This is a genomic window from Pseudarthrobacter sp. NCCP-2145, assembly GCF_023708005.1.
In the GTDB taxonomy this organism is placed as follows: Bacteria; Actinomycetota; Actinomycetes; order Actinomycetales; family Micrococcaceae; genus Arthrobacter; species Arthrobacter oxydans.
Window position 1 is genome coordinate 55,521 of sequence record NZ_BRCG01000024.1, and the last position, 21,686, is coordinate 77,206.

A 21,686-nucleotide genomic window follows, 5' to 3' on the forward strand; every position below is an offset into this window, starting at 1 on the left:
GGCGGGATCAGCGGGGCGTAATCTTTGACCCATGTCCTCCAATCCCCTCCGTCATGCCATGGCGCGCATGGGCGGCCGAGACCCGCACGAGGCACACCGGGCCGCCACTCCGCTTGAACTCTTCTTCGACCTGACCTTTGTCATCGCCTTTGGGGTTGCCGGCAGCCAGCTCGCCCACGAAATCGCGGAAGCCCACGTCCTGGCCGGGCTGCTGGGCTTCTCCTTCGCGATGTTCGCCGTGATCTGGGCATGGATCAACTTCACCTGGTTCGCCAGCGCCTATGACACGGACGACTGGATCTTCCGCGTGGTCACCATGATCCAGATCGTGGGGGTCCTGGTCCTGGCAATGGGGATCGAGCCCATGTTCCACTCGCTGGTGGAGGGCGACCATGTGGACAACGCGGTGATGGTGGGCGGCTACGTGGTGATGCGGCTCGCCCTGGTATCCCAGTGGCTCAGGGCAGCCCGGCAGGACCCGGCCCGCCGTGAAACGTGCCTCCGCTACGCGCGGTATCTCGCGCTGGTGCAGCTGGGGTGGATCGCGGTGGCCGTGATCGAGGCTGACGTGCCCACCACGCTCATCATGATTGCGCCGCTGATCGTCCTCGAAATGGCCACCCCCTTCGCCGCCGAACGGAAAACCAGGACACCCTGGCACGCGCACCACATCGCTGAACGGTACGGCCTGCTGGCCATCATTGCCCTCGGTGAATGCCTGATCGGCGCCATCGAGACACTCCGGGCCATCGTGGCCAACCACGGCTGGAGCGTCGACGCGGCGCTGGTGGGTTTCGGCGGGACGGCTCTGGCATTTGCCATGTGGTGGATCTACTTCATGCTGCCGGCCGGACGGGCCCTGCACCTGCGCCGGCACCGGTCCTTCCTCTTTGGCTACGGCCATATCCCCATCTTCGCCGCCATTGCGGCCACCGGCGCGGGCCTGCACGTGGCCGCGTACTACATTGACCACGAAGCCCACATCAGCGCAGCCGCGGCGGTGGCCAGCATCGCCATTCCGGTAGCACTGTTCAAGGGCTCCGTGACGTGGCTGTACAGCATCATGGTGGGCCCGGACCGCACGGTGATCACGGTCGCCGGCGGCGTGCTGGCCGCCATGGCCGCTTCAGTCGGCCTGGCTGCGGCGGGCGCATCGGTCCCCGTCTGCCTTCTGGTCATTGTGCTGGCGCTCGGTGCCTCCATCGTGATCGATGAACGCCGCGGGTCCGGCCGGCTGCATCTTGCGCTGCAGAGGCTGGAAGCAGCTACCGCTCCCCGGGCGAGGTAGCTCCGGGAGCCTCACTGCCGGCAGCATCCCCCTCCGGGGCGGCAGGAACGCCGTCGTCGTAGGACAGGGTCTCGTAGTCCGTGGTGTCCTCCTCGTCCAACCGGTCATCCAGTTCCTCCAGCAGCCACGGATTCACGCGGGCCAGGATCTTCCGGATCTCCTCAACCTCGACGGCGGCGTACAGCACCGGGCGGGCGTCCCGGTACTTGGTGACAGGCGGCCTGTCCGGCCACTTGTCCGCCAGCGCCTGGACGCGCTCAGGCAGCGAGTTGTGCGCGTTGTCCGCGATCTTGACCAGGGCGGCGTCATGGTCCTCGGCGATCTCGCGGATCCCTGCCTGGTAATCGTCCGGGTTGCTGTGCAGCCGGTTGGTGACCCGTTCGATGATTTCCACGGCCCGCTCCGATACACCCATGTCCAGCAGGGCCTGCCGGGTCATGGGGGTGTCCTCGGCAATGTCGTGCAGGTAGCCGGCGATCCGGATGTCGTCGTCAAAGTCGGCCAGCGCGTCCCCCACGGCGAGGACGTGGTCCTTGTAGGGCCTTTTCAGCTTGTCCTTCTGGCGGTTGTGGGCCACCTCGGCAAGGACCTTTGCGGTCTCTACGGTGAATGAGGGCGCCGGGGTCTGCTCCGCAGCATGCTGGTCTGACATGCCCTAAGCCTACGGGCCGCCCCACACCCAGGGCTCCCTCGGCAGGGCATCCGGCTCGAACGCAGCCAGGGCGTTCCCTAGCGGCCCTGCCGGCAGCCCCAGCGATTCCAGCAGCCGGTCCCGTACGGCAGCGGGGGGACTCCCCGCGTCCGCGAGGTCCCGGAGCGTCACCGCTCCGTCGCGCTTTGCCAGGCGGGCGCCGTCGCTGTTCACCACCAGGGGAACATGCGCATATTCCGGAGAAGGAATACCCAGCAGGGATGCCAGGTAGGCCTGCCGCGGGGTGGACGGCAGAAGATCGTCGCCGCGCACCACCTGGTCGATGCCTTGCTCGGCGTCGTCCACGACCACTGCGAGGTTGTAGGCGGTGACACCGTCATTGCGGCGCAGCACGAAGTCGTCCACCACGCCGGTGAATCTTCCGTGCAGGAGGTCCCGCACGGTGTACTCGGCCGTGTCAGCGCGGAGCCGGATGGCGGCCGGCCTGGTGGAACGCTTGAACTCCAGTTCAGCGGTATCGAGGTTCCGGCACGTTCCGGGGTAGGCACCCTGCGGCGCGTGCGGGGCGGACGGAGCCTCCTGGATTTCGCGCCTGGTACAGAAGCACTCATAGGTGAGGCCTGCCGCCTCCAGCCGCGAGATCGCCCCGGCATACAGTGGACCGCGGGCGGTCTGGCGCACCACGTCGCCGTCCCAGGTGACCCCTACGGCCTGCAGGTCCCTCAGCTGCCCGGCCTCTGCGCCGGACCGGGCGCGGTCAAGGTCCTCCACGCGGAGCAGGAACGTCCGGCCGGTGGAGCGGGCAAACAGCCACGCGAGGATTGCCGTGCGCAGGTTTCCTACGTGGAGCTCCCCGGAAGGACTCGGGGCGAAGCGGCCGGCGGAATTCATGGTTCAACACTATGCGCGGGACGCGGCGCCCGGGGACAACACAAGGGCCCCTCAGCTACCGATGACTTCGGACATCCGACGCCGGTAGTTCAGGGGCCCTTGCCGTGTTTACAGAAAGACCATGGTGTGAACAAGAGTCAATCAGGGCAGCCTCCTTGCGGGAAGCGGTGTCCAGTTTCCGGGTGGTGTGCCGGTAGCCTGTGAGCCTGCGGGATCAGCGGTAGCTTTTCCCTCATTGCCAACATTTCACCAGTATCCGTACAGTTGGCGCAACAGGCGCAGCCGCCGTTGATCAGTCTGACTACTATCAGCGGCGCAGAACGGCAGGAAGTGATCAGATTGCAGGAACTGGACTCCACCGACAAGCGGATCCTCGGGGCGCTGGACGAGGATCCACGGGTTCCCATCATGGTGCTGGCCCAGCGGCTGGGCCTGGCCCGCGGCACGGTCCAGTCCCGGCTGGAACGCATGACGGCGTCGGGCGCCCTTCGCCCCAACAGCAGCAGGGTGCTGCCTGCCGCGCTCGGACGCGGGGTAGCCGCTTCGGTCAGCGCCGAACTGGACCAGAGCCACCTCAACGAGGCCATCGCCGCCCTCCGGGAGATCCCGGAGGTCCTGGAATGCCACGCCCCCGCCGGCGACACGGACCTGCTGATCCGCGTGGTGGCCACCAGCCCTGACGACCTCTACCGGGTGTCAGAGGAAATCAGGCTCTGCCCGGGCATCGTGCGCACCTCCACCAGCATGTTCCTGCGCGAGGTCATTCCGTACCGCACCACGGGACTGCTCAAGGAGTAGGGCGCAGGAGCATCAAGTGCCTGGCAGCATCCGGGCCAGGGCCTAGACGGGAGGTCCAGCATTGGACTTCAGGTTCTTCATCACCAGCGTGGACGTCAGCCGCTCCACGCCGGGCAGGGACGTAAGTTCGGCGTCGTAGAACCGCTGGTACGCGGGCAGGTCCTCGGCGATGACCTTCAGCAGGTAGTCGGGGGAACCGAAAAGCCGCTGGGCCTCCACAATGTTGGGGTTGTCCGCCACGCGGTTCTCGAAGATCTCCATGGTTGCCTGGTCCACCTGGCGGAGCGTGACAAAAACAATCGCCTCGAAGCCTAGGCCCACGGCAGCGGGGTCGATGTCCGCTTTGTAGCCCCGGATGACGCCTGCCCGTTCCAGGTCGCGCAGCCGCCGGTGGCAGGGAGCAACCGTCAGGCCCACTTTTCCGGCGAGCGCCGTGGCAGTCATGCGGCCGTCCTCTTTGAGGTGCCGCAATATATTCCTGTCGATATGGTCAATCACGCAAGAATCTTACCGCTTACCTCTTTATGCCAGCGAAAAAGGACAGCACTTCCGCCCCCAAAGTATCTAGGGTTTCTCCTGTTGGATCACGCCGCAGGAGAAACCATGAACCCCGAGCTCTTTTTGGCCTTCGTACTGGTGGCCGCAGCCCTTGCCTGCACCCCCGGCGTGGACTGGGCCTACTCCATCGCCGCCGGCCTCAGGCAGCGCAGCTTTGTGCCCGCGGTGGCGGGACTCTGCGGCGGATACGTCCTTCATACCGTCCTGCTGGTGGCGGGTCTGGCGGCGGTCCTCACGGGCGCGCCGGGGGTTCTCGGCTGGATCACCCTCGCCGGCGCCGGGTACCTGATGTGGCTCGGTATCAGCACCCTCCGCTCCTGGCGGGCGGCGAGCTTCACGGCCGGGGACGGCAGCGGGGGCAGCACGGGGCTTCGCACCTTCCTGCAGGGAATGGGCACCAGCGGCATCAACCCCAAGGGGCTGCTGTTCTACGTGGCGCTCGTTCCCCAGTTCGTCAGCGCGGAGGCGTCCCTGCCGGTCCCGGTGCAGTCCGGCCTGCTGGGCCTGACGTTCGTGCTGCTCGCGGGACTCGTGTACACCGCCGTCGCCCTGCTGTCCCGCACCCTGCTGCAGACCCGCCCCGGCGCCGCCCGGACCGTGACCCTGGCCAGCGGCATCATCATGGTGGTCCTGGCGCTGGCGCTGCTGGCCGAGCAGCTGCTTCCGTTCCTGACGGCCGGCACCTTCGCCACGGCCGGGTAGGCCGCCCTAGTCGCCGCTGAGCTTCTTCCAGTCCTGTTCCCAGATCCGGCGCATCTCCTCGTCCTTGCGGATGGGCACCGGCGCGGCGATCTCCCTCTGCGGCACCGGGTCCTCGTGCCGCCGCCCCCAGTCCCGCGGGTTAAGCGACCTCCGGCTGGATTCAAGGAGCAGCAGCGCCCTGTCCGTGAGGGCGTCGTTACGCAGCGTCAGGTGCGTCTTCCGCCGGCGGAGGACCTCGGCAAGGGTCTGGTTCGCGGCCTCCAGGCGCCCTTCCCGCCGCAGTGCCCGGGCCCTGACCAGCAGCAGCGCGGCGGAGAGGTCATCAGCGTTGAGCAGCCCGTCTGTCCAGTCGATCACCGTCCGGCTCCTGCCCAGGGCCAGCGCCAGGGAACAGCGTGCCAGTGCCATGGGAAGCGACGGCGGCAGTCCGGAGAGAGCGTCCAGCGCAGCTTCCGTGCGCCCCGTCTCCCGCAGCGAGTGCGCCAGTGCCAGGAAGACCGACTCCTCGCTGAACAGGACCGGAACTTCAACCCGCTCGGCCAGCTCGATGCGGGTAACGATCCTGGTGAGGTACGTGGACGAGTAGCGGTTGGCTTCATCCTCATTCCTGGTGGTGAGGCCGCGCTGGAGAAGCTCCGACGCCCGCAGGTAGCCGCCCTGCTTGTAGACCAGCAGGCCGGACATGAGGTAGCAGAGGCCGGCCCATCCCGGGTAGGCCCTGGCGAGCGTGATCAGCTGTTCAGGCTGCCGGCTGGTGAACACGGCGTCGTGCACGGCCTTGGCCGGCTTGGGCGTCATGCGCTTCAGGCGGGGGATCTCGCCGTCCACCGAGAGCAGCGCCGGGTGGCGTCCGCCAAGCACGCCGGTGAGCAGTTCGCCCACTCCCCCGGCGAGGTCATGGACGGGGGTACGCAGCTGCGGCCGGCCGAAAGGTGTGAGGTCGCGGCTGTCCCAATAGATCGGTGCAGTGTCCCCGGCGGTCATCTTTCCATGCTAACCGTGCACCGCCGCCCACGCCGAGGCCCGGCTGCCGGCCGGACGGTACGGAGGCAGGCCTAAGCCCGTTCCATGAACCATTCAGTGAATGCGGCTGCACGGCCTGCCCCGTCGAACCGGATAACCCACAGGTTGTCGTAGGAAGGCCGCCCGGCGGAGTAGGTGGTCATGCCCTGGATGAAGGCGGTGTCCGCGTCCGCTCCGAGGAGCTTCCACGTGAAGGTCCAGTCGGCTGGTTCGTCCCGGGCCGCAAGCCAGCCGTCCACAATGCCGTCCCGGCCAAGCCACGGCTCCGGATCGCCCGGCCGGGTCTCGTACCGCGCGTCCTCCGTGAAGAGGTCCCGGATGTCCTGTGGCTCGTTGCTGGCCCAGGCGGCCTGGTACTTTTCCATCCAGGCGTGCACGTGGTCCCGGGCTGAAGGCTGGTCCGTCATGGTGCCGTTGTACGCCCTGAACCGTGCAGGCGCAAGACTTTCAGCCGTTGGCGGCGGCCACCCAGACGCCGATCACCCAGGTGCTGGCCGCGAGGCAGGCCAGGCCGAACTCGGCAAGCATGCCCAGTCCCGTGGCTTTGAGGGCGGCCCAGCTGGAGGTTGTTGCGGAGCCGATGTTCCGCGTGCGCAGGAATTCACTCAGCAGCAGGCCCGCGGCAAAGCCCACAAAGAGCCCCACCACGGGAATGATGAACATGCCCACCACGCCCGCAACCAGGGCAACGGCGATGCTCCGGCTCGGAATGGCGTGCTCCTTGAGCTTCCTGCCGGTGAGGACGGCACTGGCGGCCATGCCTGCCACCACGAACACCATCGCAACCGCGAACACCACCCACCCCGCCGTGCCGGCCCCGCCCCAGATGGCCCAGGCGAGCAGGCCCGCGCCGATGAGGATGCTGCCCGGCAGGACCGGAATGACCGTGCCCGCCACGCCCACAAGGATTGCCAGGCCGGACAGGATGGTCACCAAGGTTTCCGAGTTCATGGGTCCCAGTCTATGGTTGGCGCCCCCTTAACCCCCGACGGCGGCGCCTCCCGCGCAGGGGAGGCACCGCCGTCGTACGTTCCCTGAGGGAAGGGGCGCTACCCGGCTACCACCGCAGCCGCCACTGCCGCCGTCACGGCGGGGGCGACCCGCGGATCCAGGGGGCTGGGCACGATGTAGTCGGCCGACAGGTCCTCCGCCGCAAGATCGGCGATGGCATAGGCTGCGGCGAGCTTCATGGCCGGGGTGATGCGGCGGGCTCCGGCGTCCAGGGCACCACGGAAGATCCCGGGGAAGGCCAGGACATTGTTGATCTGATTGGGGAAGTCGCTGCGCCCGGTGGCCACCACGGCGGCGTGCTTCACGGCGACCTCGGGCAGCACCTCCGGGTCCGGGTTGGAGAGGGCGAACACAATGGCGTCCCGGTTCATCAGCTTCAGGTGCTCCTCGTCCAGCTTGGAGGAGGAGACGCCGATGAAGACGTCGGCGCCGTCGAGGGCCTCGGCCGGGCCGCCTTCCACGCCGCGGGGGTTGCTGCGCCCCGCGATGTCCGCCTTCTTGCTGGCGGTGTCCGTGGCAAGATCGGCGCGGCTGCTGTTGATGACGCCCCGGGAATCCAGCAGGACGACGTCGGTGATGCCGGCCGCGAGCAGGATCTCGGCGACGGCGATCCCGGCCGCCCCTGCTCCGGAAACCACCACGCGCAGGCCTTCCAGGTTGCGGCCGGTCACCTTGGCGGCGTTGGTCAGGGCGGCGAGGGCAACGACGGCGGTGCCGTGCTGGTCATCGTGCATGACGGGGCAGTCCAGCGCCTCGATCAACTTTTCCTCCAGCTCGAAGCAGCGGGGCGCGGAAATGTCCTCAAGGTTGACGGCGCCGAAGCTGGGGCGCAGGCGGACCAGGGTCTCCACGATTTCATCCACGTCGGTGGTGTTGAGGACCAGGGGGATCGAGTCGAGGTCGCCGAAGGTCTTGAACAGGGCGGACTTGCCCTCCATGACGGGGAGCGAGGCGCTGGCTCCGATATTGCCCAGGCCCAGGACGGCCGTCCCGTCACTGACCACGACGACGAGCCGCTCGGCCCAGGTGAGCGTACGGGCGAGTTCGGGTTTGGCGTGGATGGCCCGGCTGACCTCTGCTACACCCGGGGTGTAGGCGATGGACAGGTCCCGCTTGTTGGACAGCGGAACGGTGCTGGTGATGGAGAGTTTGCCGCCCTGGTGGGCGTCAAAGATCTCGGCTTCCGTCAGCGCGGTGGCTGCGGAATTGTCAGTTGCTGCAAGTGCGTCAATGGACACGTCGTTGTCTCCTGGTGCTGGCCGTGGGCGCACGGCTCGTGAGGCAAGAGCCAATGGCTCGGGCGGTGGCTGGGGTGCGGCAGGATGCCCAGGGGTGGCGGGCCCGTGGGAGCTTGGGGGATTAGTCCCTGCTGCTCCGTTTCGACAATCGTAGGGGCCGCCACGAGGGGCAGCGTCCGGTTTGACATGGCCGGCCCGCTGCCTAAGCGTTTTACCGCACTCAAATGTGGTTCACGTCACTGCATTATGGCTGATTTAAGGCCGGATTGGTCTAGACCTGTTACGCGCCCTGGTGGAGTGTGTAGCCGGGCTCGCTGGCCGGCGAGAGGCGCGCGCACGCCTTTTTGAGGTCTTCCTCCGCCTCGAAGAGGGACAGCCGGCGGTTCCGGACGGACTGGACCAGACCAGTGATCGCCAGCAGCAGCACACGGGCAGCGATAGCGTCACCGGAGGCTGAAGCAACCGCTTTTTCACTCAGGGCGTCGACTTCGCGCAGGAGTCCGGTGGTGTCCCGGTCCGGCAGGTAGACACCGCGGCTGAGGCACTGTTCGACAGCAGGCTGCATCACCCGCATATGGAAAATCTCCATCACCAGGTTCCCGAGGGCCCTGCCTCGGAAGCGGGCAGCCGTGGTCCGCCCGGTTCCCTGGAGTTCCTCCAGCTGGTGGCGGTAGAGCGCGAGCATCAGGTGCACCGGGGAAGGAAAATACCGGTAGAGGGTCCCCAAAGGCACGTCCGCCCTCGCCGCCACTTCGGCCATGTCCACGGATTCCAGTCCCTTGCGCGCAAACCCTCCTGCAGCTTCCAGGATCTTGGTATAGCGGTGCCGCTGGCGCGGCGCGGACGGCCTCGGGGCCATGGGCGGATGGTCTGGAATGGTGTCGGGCATCAGCGTTCCGGGGTTGGGTTCCTATGGTGCAGCAGCCACGATCCTCCCCTGCCGGACCGCCGCCAAATCCGGATCAACTATACGGCACGGCAGTGTGGCGTCATTAGTCAGAGGCCTTAGTTCCGTGCCCCCGGCAGGTCAGCGGACGCTCTTGATTTTCACCACAAAAACGGCGCCCAGCAGGCCGATGACGGCCGCCGTGGTGAAGAGGGTGCCGTACCCGCCGAACTGCGTCACCGCGAGGTAAGCGAGGCCCGTCGCGAATACCTGCGGCAGCGAGGCGGCCACGTTAATGACCCCCATATCCTTGCCACGGTCCGCGGCCTGCGGGAGCACCTGCGTCAGCAGGGCGAAATCAACGGCCTGGTAGGCGCCGAAGCCGATGCCAAGGATGGCGGCTCCAATCAGGGCGCCGGTCCACACGGGGAAGAACGCCATGGTGAGGCCTGCCAAAGCGATCATGGCGGAGGAGGCGATCACGAACGGCTTGCGCTTGCCCACCCTGTCGCTCCACGGCCCCGCGATCACCGCAGTAATCATCACCAGCACCGCATAGATGCCGGTAAGGGTCAGGACCCCCAGCGCAGGGTTCTCATGCTTGATGACGTCCGTGAGGAAAAAGATCAGGTAGACGATGGTGAGCTGGTTGCAGACGTTGACCAGGAAGCGGGTGAGCCACGCCCACGCGAAGTCCGGGTGGCGGGCCGGGCTGATCCAGAAGCCGCGGAGGAAATTGCCCCACGAGAACGGCGGGCGCAGCTCCCTGGGCAGCGTCGGGTCATTCCGGTGGAACAGGTAGGGCAGCACGGAGAGCAGCAGGGCGGCCGCGCACAGCCAGTAACCCACCATGAAGTTGCCGGAAACCACCGCCCCGAAGACTGCGCCGAGGAGGATCCCCGCCGTTTGGCCCAGGGCGGCCAGTCCCCCCACGCCGCCGCGCTGCAGCACCGGCACGCGGTCGGGGATGGCGGCGGTGATGGCCGCGTAGGCCGCGTTGGCGCCCAGCTGGACCAGGCACCAGAACAGGACCAGCAGGGCGACAGCCGTGGCCCCTGACATTGCCAGCAACGCTGCCGCGGCCAGGATGGCACCAGAAAGAACCCAGGGGGAACGCCGGCCGTAACCTGAGACCGTCCGGTCGGACAGCGCGCCGAAGAGCGGATTGGCAACCAGGGATACGGCGGCCCCGCACCCAAGGACGAGGGAGGCGATGGCTTCCTTGTTGGCTTCGTCGATGCCAGTGGCCTGCTGGGCGATAAAGACGTTGATGGGTCCGAAGAATGCAGCATTGATGCCCACGTTGACCAGCACAAGCCCGGTGACCCAGCGCGCGGTGACCCGCTGCGTGGGTTCGGCGAGCGCCGCGGCCGTGGTCCGTGGAACGTCCGGCGGGACCGGTGTGTTGGACTGGCTCATGACGTGTTCCCCCGGCTGCGGCTAAATGGCGACGGAGTCAGACTATCGTGGGCGGTACCGTGCCGCCTCGCAAGACGGCACCGGTCACCAGGACGGCCCACGAGCACCGAGGAGAACACCATGAGCGCAGCGCCAACGCCGGCGGAGGGCACCGCCGCCGTCAACACCGCGGACCTGTACGACGAACGCGGAGACGAGCTGGCGTCCGTATCGCTGCAGTTCCAGTCCCTGGGCGGCCGCTCCCACTTCAGCGGACATGCGCGGACCATCCGCTGCTTCCAGGACAACGCCCTGGTGAAGTCCACGCTGGCCACGCCCGGCAACGGCAACGTGCTGGTGGTGGACGGCGCAGGCTCGCTGGGCACCGCCCTGATGGGGAACATGATCGCCGAAAGCGCCGTGGCCAACGGCTGGGCCGGCGTCGTCATCAACGGCGCAATCCGCGACCGTGAGGCAATCGCCGCACTGGACCTCGGCGTGAAGGCCCTGGGCAGCAACCCCCGCAAGAGCGCCAAGGCCGGCGCCGGCGAGGTGGATGTTGACGTGGAGATCGACGGCGTGACCATCCGCCCCGGGTCCATGATCTGGTGCGACCCGGACGGGATCCTCGTGGAGCGGTAATCCCCGGCCCGGAAGAATTCTCCGTAGGGAGGAATAGGACTGCACCTAGGATAGTTACTGAAAGCAACTATCCTCGCGTGATCCCTTTCCTTCCTTGGAGTACCCATGTCCACAGCACCTGCCGCGCGCGCCGCCGGAGAAAACCTGACACAGCGCCAGATTGTCACCGTGATGGTGGGCCTGATGCTGGGCATGTTCCTGGCATCGCTGGACCAGACCATCGTGTCCACGTCCATCTACACCATCGCCAACGACCTGGACGGGCTCTCGCTCCAGGCCTGGGCAACCACCGCCTACCTGATCACGTCCACGGTCAGCACCCCGCTGTACGGCAAGCTGAGCGACATTTTCGGCCGCCGCCCGCTGTACCTGACCGCCATCGTGATCTTCCTAGCGGGCTCGCTGTACGCAGGGTCGGTGCATTCCATGACCGAACTGGCGCTGGCCCGCGGTGTCCAGGGGCTCGGGGCGGGCGGCCTGCTGGCCCTCGCGCTGACCATCATCGGCGACATTGTCTCGCTCAAGGACCGGGCAAAGTACCAGGGCTACTTCATGTCCGTTTTCGGCATCTCCTCCGTGCTGGGGCCGGTGGTGGGCGGCGCGTTTGCCGGTTCCGCCACTATCCTCGGTGTTGAGGGCTGGAGGTGGGTGTTCTTCATCAACCTGCCCATCGGCCTGGCCGCGCTCACGGTGGTGTTCCTGTTCCTGCACCTGCCGGCAAAGCACGTGAAGCAGAAGATCGACTACTTTGGCGCGGCGGCCATCACGCTTGCCATCGTGCCGCTGCTGCTGGTGGCGGAGCAGGGCCGCAGCTGGGGCTGGGCGTCCTTCAACTCCTTCCTCTGCTACGGCCTGGGCGTGGTGGGCATCGCCTGGTTCCTGCTGGCCGAGAAACGTGCCGGCGACTACGCCCTCATTCCCCTGCGCCTCTTCCGGAACGTTACGTTCGGCCTGTCCTCGCTTCTGAACTTCATCATCGGCATCGGCATGTTCGGGGCCATCGCCATGCTCCCGCTGTACCTGCAGCTGGTGAAGGGCCTCACGCCCACCGAAGCGGGCCTGATGATGATCACCTTTACCGTGGGCATCCTCACCGGCTCCATCACGGCGGGCCGCACCATCTCGGCGTCCGGCACGTACCGGATCTTCCCCATCCTGGGCACGGCCATCCTCACGGCGGCCGCCACCGCCATGGGGCTGTCCCTGGGCGTGGACACAGGCCTCTGGGTTCCCTGCGTGATCGCGGTGTTCTTCGGAATGGGCCTGGGCTTCTGCATGCAGCCACTCACCCTGGCCATGCAGGTGTCCGTACCGCGCCGCGACATGGGCGTGGGCACCTCCTCGGCTGCGTTCTTCCGCTCCATGGGCGGCGCCGTAGGCACGGCCGTGTTCATCTCCATGCTGTTCAGCCTGGCGGCGGCCCGGATCGCCGACACCATGAAGTCGGCGATGGGAAGCCCGGAGTACCAGGCAGTCCTGCAGGACCCGGCCGTCGCAGCGGATCCCTCCAACGCCAAGCTGTACGAGTTCTTCCAGAACGGCGCCTCCAACGAATCCCTTAATGACACCAGCTGGCTCCACACCGCCAACAGCACCCTGACGCGCCCCATCACGGAAGGCTTCGCGTACGCCATCGACGCCGTCATGCTCACGGCGGCCGTGCTCACCGGCGTCGCGTTCCTGATCAGTTTCGCGCTGCCCAACAAGAAGCTCACGGATTCCAAGGCAGCCTCCCAGGAGTCGGTGCCGGCCCACTAAGCCAGCCGGCCCCCCAAGACGGACGACGACGGCGGCGGCGCCTCCCGCCGTCGTCGTTCGTTTAAGCGCCGCGAGGCCCTGCTGTGCCCTCAACTGGAACGGTGCTCCGTGGCATGGAACACTGTGTAACGCGTGTGCGCCGGCCCAGGGCCGGTTCCGCAGCCGACGACGTCCGCACCGCATCCACCAAAACCCAGACCTAGGGAGACCCATGCCCACTGCACAGGAGCAGACAACCGCCCAAATACCGCAGCGGGTGATCTGGCTGGCGCTTGCGGGCGCGGTGGGCGGATTCCTGTTTGGCTTTGACTCGTCGGTGGTCAACGGCGCCGTGGATGCCATGAAGGACGAGTTTGCGCTGTCAGAGGCCGTGACCGGCTTCGCGGTGGCCGTTGCGCTGCTTGGCTGCGCTGCCGGCGCCTATCTCGCCGGCAAGGTGGCGGACCACTACGGGCGCATCCCTGCCATGAAGCTGGGCGCGCTGCTCTTCCTGGTCAGCGCCCTGGGCACGGGGTTCGCCTTCGGCGTCTGGGACCTGGTCTTCTGGCGCCTGGTGGGCGGTCTGGGAATCGGCCTCGCCTCGGTCATCGCCCCCGCCTACATCTCCGAGATTTCGCCGCGGCACGTCCGCGGCCGGCTGGCCTCGCTGCAGCAGCTGGCCATCACCACGGGCATCTTTGCCGCGCTGCTGTCCGACGCGCTCCTGGCAACCAGCGCCGGCGGCGCCGACCAGGCCTACTGGCTGGGGATCGAGGCGTGGCGCTGGATGTTCCTGGCCGCGGCCCTGCCCGCGGTGGTGTACGGCTGGATCGCCTTTACCCTTCCCGAATCGCCGCGCTTCCTGGTGTTCCAGGGCAAGGAAGACGAAGCCCGGAAGGTCTTTGATTCCATCGTCCCCGCCGGAGAAACCGACCGCCACATCCGCGAGATCCAGGATGCCATCGAGGAGGACAAGCTGGCCGGCCAAAAGGGCTCGGTGCGCGGCAAGACGTTCGGCCTGCAGGCAGTGGTGTGGGTGGGCATTATCCTGTCCGTCCTGCAGCAGTTCGTGGGCATCAACGTGATCTTCTACTACTCCACCACGCTCTGGAAGGCCGTGGGCTTCCAGGAGAAGGACTCGCTCACCATCTCCGTGGCCACGTCCGTCACCAACATCCTGGTCACGCTCGTGGCGATCGCCCTGGTGGACCGCATCGGGCGCCGGCCCATCCTGCTGGCCGGCTCCGTGGGCATGGCCGTGTCCCTGGGTGCCATGGCTGTGGCCTTCTCCACCGCCGTTGGGTCCGGCGAGGAGATTTCCCTTCCCGGCGCCTGGGGTCCGGTGGCGCTGGTGGCGGCCAACGTCTTTGTGGTCAGCTTCGGCGCATCGTGGGGTCCGCTGGTGTGGGTCCTGCTGGGTGAGATCTTCCCGTCCCGGATCCGTGCCCGGGCCCTGGGCCTGGCCGCGGCAGCCCAGTGGGTGGCCAACTTTGTGATCACGCTCAGCTTCCCGGTAATGGCGGCCGGCTCGCTGCCGCTCACCTACGCCATGTACGCCCTGTTCGCCGCCGCGTCCTTCTTCTTCGTGATGTTCAAGGTGCCGGAGACCAACGGGATGTCCCTGGAGCAGGCCGAAACGCTGTTCGTGGCCAAGGGCTCGAAGAAGGCATAGCGCCCGCTTTCGTTCTGCACCCTTCAACGGGCATTGCACCCCGGAACTCCCGGGTGCGGTGCCCGTTTGTGGGTGCAGCGATCAGAGCGGAAACTTCATGCCTTCGTGGTCCGCCGTGAAGCCGAGGCGCCCATAAAAACGCTGCGCCGCCGTCCGCGATTTGTGGGTGGTCAGCTGCATCAGTGAGCACCCGCGGCGCCGGGACTCGGCGATGGCCCACTGCACCATGAGGTTTCCGATGCCCTGGCCCCGGACGCCGGCCGCCACCCGCACGCCCTCGATCTGCGAGCGCCAGGCGCCCCGCCGCGATATGCCGGGCAGGAAGCTGATCTGGAAGGTGCTCACCACGGGAGTGTCAGCTGACCCCGACCGCACCAATACCCCCACGACGAGCAGGTGGCGGGGGTCGGCGTCGATCGCTTCAAAGGCCCGCTCATACGGTTCCATGTCCCCGTCGCTTTCGCGCGCAGCACCCAAGGAATCGTCCGCAAGGAGCTGGACGATGGCAGGCAGGTCTCCGCGGGAGGCGGGGCGGAGACGGAAAGTCCCGCTGCCGACGTCGGCCGTCATCAAAAAGGGCGGGGTACCGGAAGAAGCACGTTTCGTTGTCACTGAACCAGCATTCCACGGCCTCTCCAGCATCCTTGCCCTCAGCCGCGCCCCATGTTTGGCTGGGGGACCAGCGTAGGAGTGAATTACCTTATTGGGGGAGTCCGTCATGGATCAGAAAACTTTGTCAGCCCTGCCGAAAACAACCCTGCGGGCAGGAATCATCATTGGTGCAGCCGGCGCGATGGCTGTCATCCTCGCTCCCCAGATCCTCCAGTCGCTGCAGTTGGGGCCGTCCTACTCGCAGGCAGTGGGGGCGCTCCTCAGCGTGGTCTTCCAGCTCGTCACCCTGTTCTTCCTGCCGTTCTCCGCGGCCCTGATAGCCGGATCCCTGGTGATGCGGTACGTGGGCCGGGTGCTCACCGGGGCCGCAGCGCCTGGCCAGGCGAAGTAGCACGACGCCGGCACTGGGGTGAGTGCCGGCGTCGTGCGTTGTTGGAGGGTTGGGGAAAGCTGCAGGATCTGCGAGAGGGTTCCTGAAAAGGCTGCAGCAAGTGCGAGAGGGTTTAGGCCGGGGCCTTGGCCGCCTCCGCCTGCCGCTCCTCCACCAGGGTTGCCACCGCGTTGAACAGCGGATGGTCGGGCTCCAGCCCGGTGATGCGGGCCGTGGCGTCCGCCGGGCTGGAAGAGGCCAGGATGCCTGCCAGCTCCGTTGCCTCGGCATCGGCCGGATCGGTGAAGCGCAGGGCCGCGGCAATGGCGCCCAGGAGCGCCTCCGGCACAATGCCCCGCTCCGCCAGCTCGGCGGCCGGACCAATAAACCGTTCGTGCCGGCTCAGCTTCCGCAGCGGCGCGCGGCCCACCCGGTTCACCGTGTCAGGCAGGTACGGATTGGAGAAGCGCACCAGGATCTTCTGGACATAGGCCTCCTGCTCGTCGTTGCTGAAGCCGTGCTTGGAGACCAGCAGCTGCTTGGTCTCCTCCAGCACCGCCCGCACGTCCTCGGCCACGTCCTGGTCGGCCATGGCCTCGGAGATCTTCTCCAGGCCCGCCTCGAACCCAAAGTAGGCCGCCGATGCATGGCCGGTGTTCACCGTGAACAGCTTCCGTTCGATGTACGGCGAGAGATCGTCCACGAACGTGGCACCCGGAATGGCCGGCGCTGCCCCTGCAAAGGCCGTGCGGTCGATGACCCACTCGTAGAACGTCTCCACGGTGACGTCCAGGCCCTGTCCCGCTTCCTGGTTGGGAACGATCCGGTCCACGGCGGTGTTGGCAAACACAGCCTTCCCGTCCAGCGCGCCGGCGGCAGCCCCCGGCTGGGAGACCACCTCCTTGGCGAGGATGTCCGTGGCATTGATGGCGTTCTCGCAGGCCATGACCTGCAGCGGAGCCAGGCCCGCATCCCTCGCCGCGATGCCCTTGGCAATGGCAGGGGCCACGAACTTCAGGATGTGGGGGCCCACGGCGGTGGTGACGATGTCCGCCGTCGCAATCTCCCCGATCAGTTCCGCTTCCTGCGTGGTGGAGTTCAGCGCCCGGAAGTTGTTGACCGTCCGCACTGCGGGGTTCTCCCCCACCTCGTGCACGGAGTAGCTGTCCGCCGCTGCCAGCTGGGCGATGAGTTCCTCCGCAACGTCGGCGAACACCACCTTGTAGCCGGCGTCATGCAGGAGCAGGCCCACAAAGCCACGGCCGATGTTCCCGGCCCCGAAATGAACAGCCTTCACTATGCGTTGACCTTTCCGAAGAGTTCCAGGACTTCATCCACCGAGGTGGCGGCCTCCAGCCGGGCAACCTGCTCCTTGCTGGTGAAGACCTTCGCGATGGAAGACAGGATGTGCAGGTGCTCGTTATTGACTCCTGCCACGCCCACCACGAACTTGACCTGCTTGCCGTTCCAGTCGATGCCCTGCGGGTAGCGGATCACGGACACCGCGGACTTCCGGATGTGGTCCTTGGCGGCGTTGGTGCCGTGGGGGATGGCCAGGAAGCTGCCCATGTACGTGGACACGGATTCCTCGCGCTCGTGCATGGCGGCAATGTATCCCTCATCCACGGCGCCGCGGGCCAGCAGCAGCCTGCCGGCTTCGTCGATTGCGGCGTCGCGGGTTGTGGCTGAACCGTCCAGCACCACGCTCTCACGGGCCAGGATCTCCGGCGCACCGGCGGTTCCGGCGGCGGGAGCCGCGTCCGCGGGGGCGTCGGCCGCGTGGGCGCCGTGGCTGGCGGCGGCAGCCCCTGCCCCCGCTGCAGCGGCAGTTGCGGGGCCGGAAGCGGATGCTCCGCCGGGCGATCCGGCACCGGCGTCCGGACCTTCCGCTGTCACAGCACCCTCACTGTTGCTCTCCCTGACCAGCTCCACGATTTCGTCGTAGCGCGGGCTGCTCATGAAGTTGTCAACGGAGTAGTGGACGGCACTGGACGTGGCGGGCTTGGCCCGTTCCGTCAGGTCCTGGTGGGTGATCACGACGTCGTAGTCGTCGCGAAGGTTGGCGATGGCCGCGTTGGTGACCTTGACGTCCGGGAAGCCGGCCGCCTTGATCTTGTTGCGCAGCACCGAGGCGCCCATGGCACTGGAGCCCATGCCGGCGTCGCACGCAAACACGATGTTGCGCACCGGGCCCGCCAGGACACCAACACCGCCGCCCGCGGCAGCACCTGCCCCGGCGCCCGTCAGGGTGGAGGCCACGGAGCTCTTCTTGCCCTTCATCTGCTCCATCCGTGAGGTGGCATCGTTGAGGTCCACCTCATCGCTGTGCTTGGTGGTCTTCATGATGACGGAGGCCACCAGGAAGGAGGCGGCCGTCGCCAGCAGGACCGCGAGGATCACGCCGATGTAGCTGTCCCGGGAGGTCTGGGCGAGCACGGCGAAAATGGAGCCGGGGGCGGCCGGCGCCACCAGGCCCGAGCCGGTGATGGCCAGGGTGGCGATGCCAGTCATTCCGCCGGCGATGGCAGCGAGGATGAGCAGCGGGCGCATCAAAACGTAGGGGAAGTAGATCTCGTGGATGCCGCCCAGGAAGTGGATGATGGCTGCACCCGGGGCGGAAGCCTTTGCGGCGCCACGGCCGAAGAACATGTAGGCGAGCAGGATGCCCAGGCCCGGACCGGGGTTGGCTTCAAGCAGGAACAGAATGGACTTGCCCTGCTCCAGCGACTGCTGGACACCCAGCGGGGTGAGCACGCCGTGGTTGATGGCGTTATTCAGGAAGAGCACCTTGGCCGGTTCAATAAAGATGCTGGTCAGCGGCAGCAGTCCGTTGTCCACCAGGAACTGGACCAACCTGCCGGCGCCCTCACTGAAGGCCGTAACTACCGGGGCGATGCCGAAGAAGCCCAGCATGGCCAACAGGGCACCCCAGATGCCGGCGGAGAAGTTGTTGACCAGCATCTCAAAGCCGGGACGGATCTTGCCGTCCCAGATCGAGTCGATCTTCTTCATGGTCCAGCCGCCGAGCGGGCCCATGATCATGGCACCGATGAACATCGGGATGCCGGCACCCACAATCACGCCCATGGTGCCGATGGCACCGACAACGCCGCCGCGGACGTCATAGACCATCCGGCCGCCGGTGTAGGCGATCAGGAGCGGCAGCAGGTAGGTGATCATCGGCCCCACCAGGCCGGTGTTCGCCACCCCGTCCGTCTCCCCAAAGCCGCCAAGCTGGGGAACGGGGAACCATCCCTTTTCAATGAAGAGTGCGGTGATGAGGCCCCAGGCAATGAAGGCGCCGATGTTGGGCATGATCATGCCGGACAGGAACGTCCCGAACTTCTGGACATGCACGCGTGCGCTGGTGCGGGGTTTTGCAACTGTCTCTGTTGCCATGTGATTTCCTAACCGTCATTCCTGCGGCTCCGCAGGATGGTCCGATACTTACGACGACGTACTGCCGGAATGTGCGGGTTCAGCCCGCCGGGCTGGTGGAGATGCGGTGAAGCCATTCGAGGAAAAGCTTGAGTTCCGAGCTTGAAAGCTGGTCAGAGTGCGAGGCCTGAAGTGCGGCGTTCAGGGCGATCGCGGCCACCACCACCGAGGACTTCCCGGCGTCGCCCGGAGCCGCGCCGCTGGCGGGCTCGGCGGACACCGCAAAGATCATGGCGTCCCGGGTCATGGTGGACAGTTCGAGGTTCCGTTCGGAGGCGGGCTCCGCAATCAGCATGAGGGTCACGCCCACGTTGGCCGCCAGGATGGACCTGGCTGCTTCCCGGGGCTGGACGTTCAGCTGGCCCGCCACCGCTGCCTTGTTCAGCATCTCCTCCATGAGCGCCTCGGCATCTGCGACGATTGCCGGGCGGCTTTCCGGGCGGATATTGCCGAACATCACCAGGTACAGCTCCGGCTGGTTAAGCCCGAACTGGACGTGGTTGTCCCACATTCTCCGGATATCCTCGAGCGGCTGTCCGGAGGGGGCGAAATCCCTTTCGCCCGCAACATACTCTTCAAACCCTGCGGCGACGACGGCGTCGAACAAACCTTCCTTGTCACCGAAGTGGTGGTACAGCGTGGGGGCTGTGACCCCCGCCAGCTGGGTGATCTGGCGGGTGGAGACGGGAGCTCCCCCGGAGTTTGCCAGCAGCTCCGCGGCAGCACGAAGCAGCCGCATTTTGGGGGGAAGCTGGCCATCCAAACTCATAACCGCTACCCTAGCACCTATAGCATTGCTATATGAACTGAATCACATACAATTTTTTTCAGGCACGTTCACGCCTCCGGACGCAGCAGTCTTCCGGCGGACCGGCATGGCGCCGGACATATCGGGCGGGCCTGGCAACCGGCAGAGAATGAGGACCTTCAGTGCAGAACTTCCCAGGAGTAGGCGTCAGCCCAGGCCGCGTCATCGGCACCGTCCGGCAGATGCCCAAACCCATCAGCGAACCTCCCGCCGGGGAGCAGCTGGCACCAGGGACCACCGCCGAGGAAGCAACCGCAGCGCTGAAGGCAGCATCCCAGGCGGTGCACGATGAACTGAAGGCCCGCGCCGCCCACGCCACCGGAGACGGCAAGGCTGTCCTGGAAGCCACAGCACTGATGGCCAAGGACACCATGCTCATCAAGGGCGCGGCCAAGCTTGTGGCACGCGGCATGTCCGGCGAGCGCGCCATCTGGGAGTCCGGCTCCTCAGTGTCAGAGATGCTCCACAACCTGGGCGGCTACATGGCCGAACGCGCCACCGACGTCCTGGACGTCCGCGCCCGGATCGTGGCCGAACTGCGGGGCGTGCCCGCCCCCGGCATCCCCGCCTCCAGCACCCCGTTCGTCCTGGTGGCCGAGGACCTGGCCCCCGCCGACACCGCCACCCTGGACCCCAACAAGGTCCTGGCACTGGTCACGGCCGGCGGAGGTCCGCAGTCCCACACCGCCATCATCGCCCGGTCCCTGGGCCTTCCCGCCGTTGTGGCCGCAGTGGGCGTGGACGAGCTCCCCGACGGCACCGAAGTCTATGTGGACGGCGCCGCCGGCAGCATCACTTCCGAACCCGACGAGTCTCTTCGCGCAGCAGCGGAAGCATGGGCTGCCACGGCGTCCCTCCTGGCCGAGTTCAGCGGAACGGGCGCGACGGCGGACGGCCACCTGGTGCCTTTGCTTGCCAATGTTGGCGGCGGCAAGGATGCCGAGGCGGCCGCCAAGCTGGGCGCCCAGGGCGTGGGCCTGTTCCGCACCGAGTTCTGCTTCCTTGAGCGGGATACCGAGCCCAGCGTTGAAGAGCAGGCCGCAGCCTACAAGAGTGTTTTTGATGCTTTCCCGGGCAAGAAAGTGGTCCTGCGAACGCTCGATGCCGGCGCGGACAAGCCGCTTCCGTTCCTGACTGACTCCACCGAGCCCAATCCGGCCCTTGGCGTCCGCGGCTACCGCACCGACTTCACCACCCCCGGGGTCCTGGACCGCCAGCTGGAGGCCATCGCCCTGGCGGAAAAGCAGTCCGAGGCGGACGTCTGGGTCATGGCGCCGATGATCTCCACCGCGGAAGAAGCCGCACGCTTTGCCTCGATGTGCGCCGATGCGGGCATCAAGACCCCCGGTGTCATGGTTGAGGTTCCCTCCGCCGCCCTGACCGCGGAAGCCATCCTTCGGGAGGTGGCCTTCGCCAGCCTCGGCACCAACGACCTCACCCAGTACGCCATGGCCGCGGACCGCCAGCTCGGCCCGCTCGCCAACCTCAACACCCCGTGGCAGCCTGCCGTCCTGCGCCTCGTGGGGCTGACAGTGGAAGGCTCCCGGGCGGAAGGCAACAACAAACCCGTGGGCGTCTGCGGGGAGGCAGCCGCCGACCCCGCCCTCGCCGTCGTCCTGACCGGCCTTGGCGTCAGCACACTGTCCATGACGGCCCGCTCCCTCGCTGCCGTGGCCGCCGTCCTGAAGACCGTCACGCTCGAGGAAGCGCAGCAGCTGGCCAAGCTGGCACTGTCCGCTCCCAGTGCCACGGAAGCGCGGGCGTGGGTTCGGGAGAAGCTGCCCGTGCTGGACGAACTCGGGCTCTAGGGACGAGGCCCGCCTGGGCTGGCGCCGCGCGGCCTAGGAGACTGCTGAACTAAGTGCTTTATGGGGCTGGTCCGGGGCGTTCACGTGTCGGGGCCAGCCCTTCCTTTTGTGGTCTCGGGTTCTGTGATTGAAGCATCGGGTCCTGTTTCTGGGC

At 66.9% G+C, this 21,686-nt stretch carries 21 protein-coding genes; 8 read left to right on the forward strand and 13 right to left on the reverse strand.

The features are described 5' to 3' along the window. The first annotated feature begins 31 nt into the window (after positions 1-31). On the forward strand, positions 32-1,288 hold the full coding sequence (locus tag NFU08_RS17815) for a low temperature requirement protein A (protein ID WP_251425038.1): 1,257 nt from the start codon (positions 32-34) through the stop codon (positions 1,286-1,288). On the opposite strand, the gene NFU08_RS17820 is transcribed toward NFU08_RS17815, so the two are convergent. Continuing rightward, positions 1,266-1,940, reverse strand: a complete 675-nt coding sequence (locus NFU08_RS17820) for an HD domain-containing protein (protein ID WP_251425041.1) — start codon at positions 1,938-1,940, stop codon at positions 1,266-1,268. The two genes, NFU08_RS17815 and NFU08_RS17820, sit on opposite strands and share 23 nt — an antisense overlap. Positions 1,941-1,949: 9 nt before the next feature. Beyond that, entirely contained in the window at positions 1,950-2,831 is an 882-nt protein-coding gene (gluQRS, locus tag NFU08_RS17825; RefSeq protein WP_251425044.1) for a tRNA glutamyl-Q(34) synthetase GluQRS, read from the reverse strand. Between the two features lie 339 nt (positions 2,832-3,170). Here gluQRS and NFU08_RS17830 point away from each other — a divergent pair, with 339 nt between their 5' ends. Then, on the forward strand, positions 3,171-3,629 hold the full coding sequence (locus NFU08_RS17830) for an Lrp/AsnC family transcriptional regulator (protein WP_174177824.1): 459 nt from the start codon (positions 3,171-3,173) through the stop codon (positions 3,627-3,629). Between the two features lie 42 nt (positions 3,630-3,671). Here NFU08_RS17830 and NFU08_RS17835 read toward each other — a convergent pair whose 3' ends face one another. Then, a complete protein-coding gene (locus NFU08_RS17835) occupies positions 3,672-4,127 on the reverse strand; it encodes an Lrp/AsnC family transcriptional regulator (protein ID WP_082874273.1) in 456 nt (151 codons plus the stop codon). Between the two features lie 105 nt (positions 4,128-4,232). On the opposite strand from NFU08_RS17835, the gene NFU08_RS17840 reads away from it, so the two are divergent. Further along, the gene (locus NFU08_RS17840) at positions 4,233-4,889 is read left to right on the forward strand and encodes a LysE family translocator (RefSeq protein WP_174177613.1); all 657 of its coding nucleotides are present in this window, start codon (positions 4,233-4,235) and stop codon (positions 4,887-4,889) included. Between the two features lie 6 nt (positions 4,890-4,895). Here the strand turns inward: NFU08_RS17840 and NFU08_RS17845 are convergent, their stop codons facing one another. From NFU08_RS17845 to NFU08_RS17870, 6 genes are all read right to left on the reverse strand, one after another. Beyond that, positions 4,896-5,873, reverse strand: a complete 978-nt coding sequence (locus NFU08_RS17845) for a hypothetical protein (RefSeq protein WP_174177615.1) — start codon at positions 5,871-5,873, stop codon at positions 4,896-4,898. A 71-nt stretch (positions 5,874-5,944) separates the two neighbouring features. Further along, positions 5,945-6,319 carry a nuclear transport factor 2 family protein gene (locus tag NFU08_RS17850; RefSeq protein WP_251425047.1) on the reverse strand — a complete coding sequence of 125 codons (375 nt, stop codon included), beginning with the start codon at positions 6,317-6,319 and terminating at the stop codon, positions 5,945-5,947. A 40-nt stretch (positions 6,320-6,359) separates the two neighbouring features. Then, positions 6,360-6,863, reverse strand: a complete 504-nt coding sequence (locus tag NFU08_RS17855; RefSeq protein WP_251425049.1) for a DUF456 domain-containing protein — start codon at positions 6,861-6,863, stop codon at positions 6,360-6,362. 98 nt (positions 6,864-6,961) lie between these two features. Continuing rightward, a complete protein-coding gene (locus tag NFU08_RS17860) occupies positions 6,962-8,161 on the reverse strand; it encodes an NADP-dependent malic enzyme (protein ID WP_174177621.1) in 1,200 nt (399 codons plus the stop codon). Between the two features lie 280 nt (positions 8,162-8,441). Then, positions 8,442-9,050: a TetR/AcrR family transcriptional regulator gene (locus NFU08_RS17865; RefSeq protein WP_174177623.1), complete on the reverse strand. Its 609-nt coding sequence runs from the start codon at positions 9,048-9,050 to the stop codon at positions 8,442-8,444. A 138-nt stretch (positions 9,051-9,188) separates the two neighbouring features. Further along, positions 9,189-10,466: an MFS transporter gene (locus NFU08_RS17870; protein WP_174177625.1), complete on the reverse strand. Its 1,278-nt coding sequence runs from the start codon at positions 10,464-10,466 to the stop codon at positions 9,189-9,191. 120 nt (positions 10,467-10,586) lie between these two features. Here NFU08_RS17870 and rraA point away from each other — a divergent pair, with 120 nt between their 5' ends. From rraA to NFU08_RS17885, 3 genes are all read left to right on the forward strand, one after another. Continuing rightward, positions 10,587-11,087 (forward strand): ribonuclease E activity regulator RraA, encoded by a 501-nt coding sequence (gene rraA / locus NFU08_RS17875; RefSeq protein ID WP_251425052.1) that lies wholly within the window; start codon positions 10,587-10,589, stop codon positions 11,085-11,087. Between the two features lie 105 nt (positions 11,088-11,192). Next, positions 11,193-12,845 carry an MDR family MFS transporter gene (locus tag NFU08_RS17880; RefSeq protein ID WP_251425055.1) on the forward strand — a complete coding sequence of 551 codons (1,653 nt, stop codon included), beginning with the start codon at positions 11,193-11,195 and terminating at the stop codon, positions 12,843-12,845. Positions 12,846-13,056: 211 nt separating this feature from the next. Further along, a complete protein-coding gene (locus tag NFU08_RS17885) occupies positions 13,057-14,496 on the forward strand; it encodes a sugar porter family MFS transporter (protein ID WP_174177632.1) in 1,440 nt (479 codons plus the stop codon). A gap of 81 nt (positions 14,497-14,577) precedes the next feature. Here the strand turns inward: NFU08_RS17885 and NFU08_RS17890 are convergent, their stop codons facing one another. Further along, positions 14,578-15,066, reverse strand: a complete 489-nt coding sequence (locus NFU08_RS17890; protein WP_251425073.1) for a GNAT family N-acetyltransferase — start codon at positions 15,064-15,066, stop codon at positions 14,578-14,580. A 148-nt stretch (positions 15,067-15,214) separates the two neighbouring features. Between NFU08_RS17890 and NFU08_RS17895 the strand changes: the two genes are divergently transcribed. Beyond that, the gene (locus NFU08_RS17895; RefSeq protein ID WP_251425058.1) at positions 15,215-15,499 is read left to right on the forward strand and encodes a hypothetical protein; all 285 of its coding nucleotides are present in this window, start codon (positions 15,215-15,217) and stop codon (positions 15,497-15,499) included. A 112-nt stretch (positions 15,500-15,611) separates the two neighbouring features. Here NFU08_RS17895 and NFU08_RS17900 read toward each other — a convergent pair whose 3' ends face one another. The 3 genes from NFU08_RS17900 to NFU08_RS17910 all read right to left on the reverse strand — a co-directional run bounded on the left by NFU08_RS17900 (position 15,612) and on the right by NFU08_RS17910 (position 19,685). After that, positions 15,612-16,775 carry a mannitol-1-phosphate 5-dehydrogenase gene (locus NFU08_RS17900; protein ID WP_251425063.1) on the reverse strand — a complete coding sequence of 388 codons (1,164 nt, stop codon included), beginning with the start codon at positions 16,773-16,775 and terminating at the stop codon, positions 15,612-15,614. Beyond that, a complete protein-coding gene (locus tag NFU08_RS17905) occupies positions 16,775-18,877 on the reverse strand; it encodes a PTS mannitol transporter subunit IICBA (RefSeq protein ID WP_251425065.1) in 2,103 nt (700 codons plus the stop codon). The genes NFU08_RS17900 and NFU08_RS17905 overlap by 1 nt, the downstream gene beginning before the upstream one ends. A 79-nt stretch (positions 18,878-18,956) precedes the next feature. Next, on the reverse strand, positions 18,957-19,685 hold the full coding sequence (locus NFU08_RS17910; protein WP_174177640.1) for a TetR/AcrR family transcriptional regulator: 729 nt from the start codon (positions 19,683-19,685) through the stop codon (positions 18,957-18,959). A 161-nt stretch (positions 19,686-19,846) separates the two neighbouring features. Here NFU08_RS17910 and ptsP point away from each other — a divergent pair, with 161 nt between their 5' ends. Beyond that, complete coding sequence (gene ptsP, locus NFU08_RS17915) at positions 19,847-21,532, forward strand: phosphoenolpyruvate--protein phosphotransferase (protein WP_174177642.1); 1,686 nt, start codon at positions 19,847-19,849, stop codon at positions 21,530-21,532. Positions 21,533-21,686: the final 154 nt, after the last annotated feature.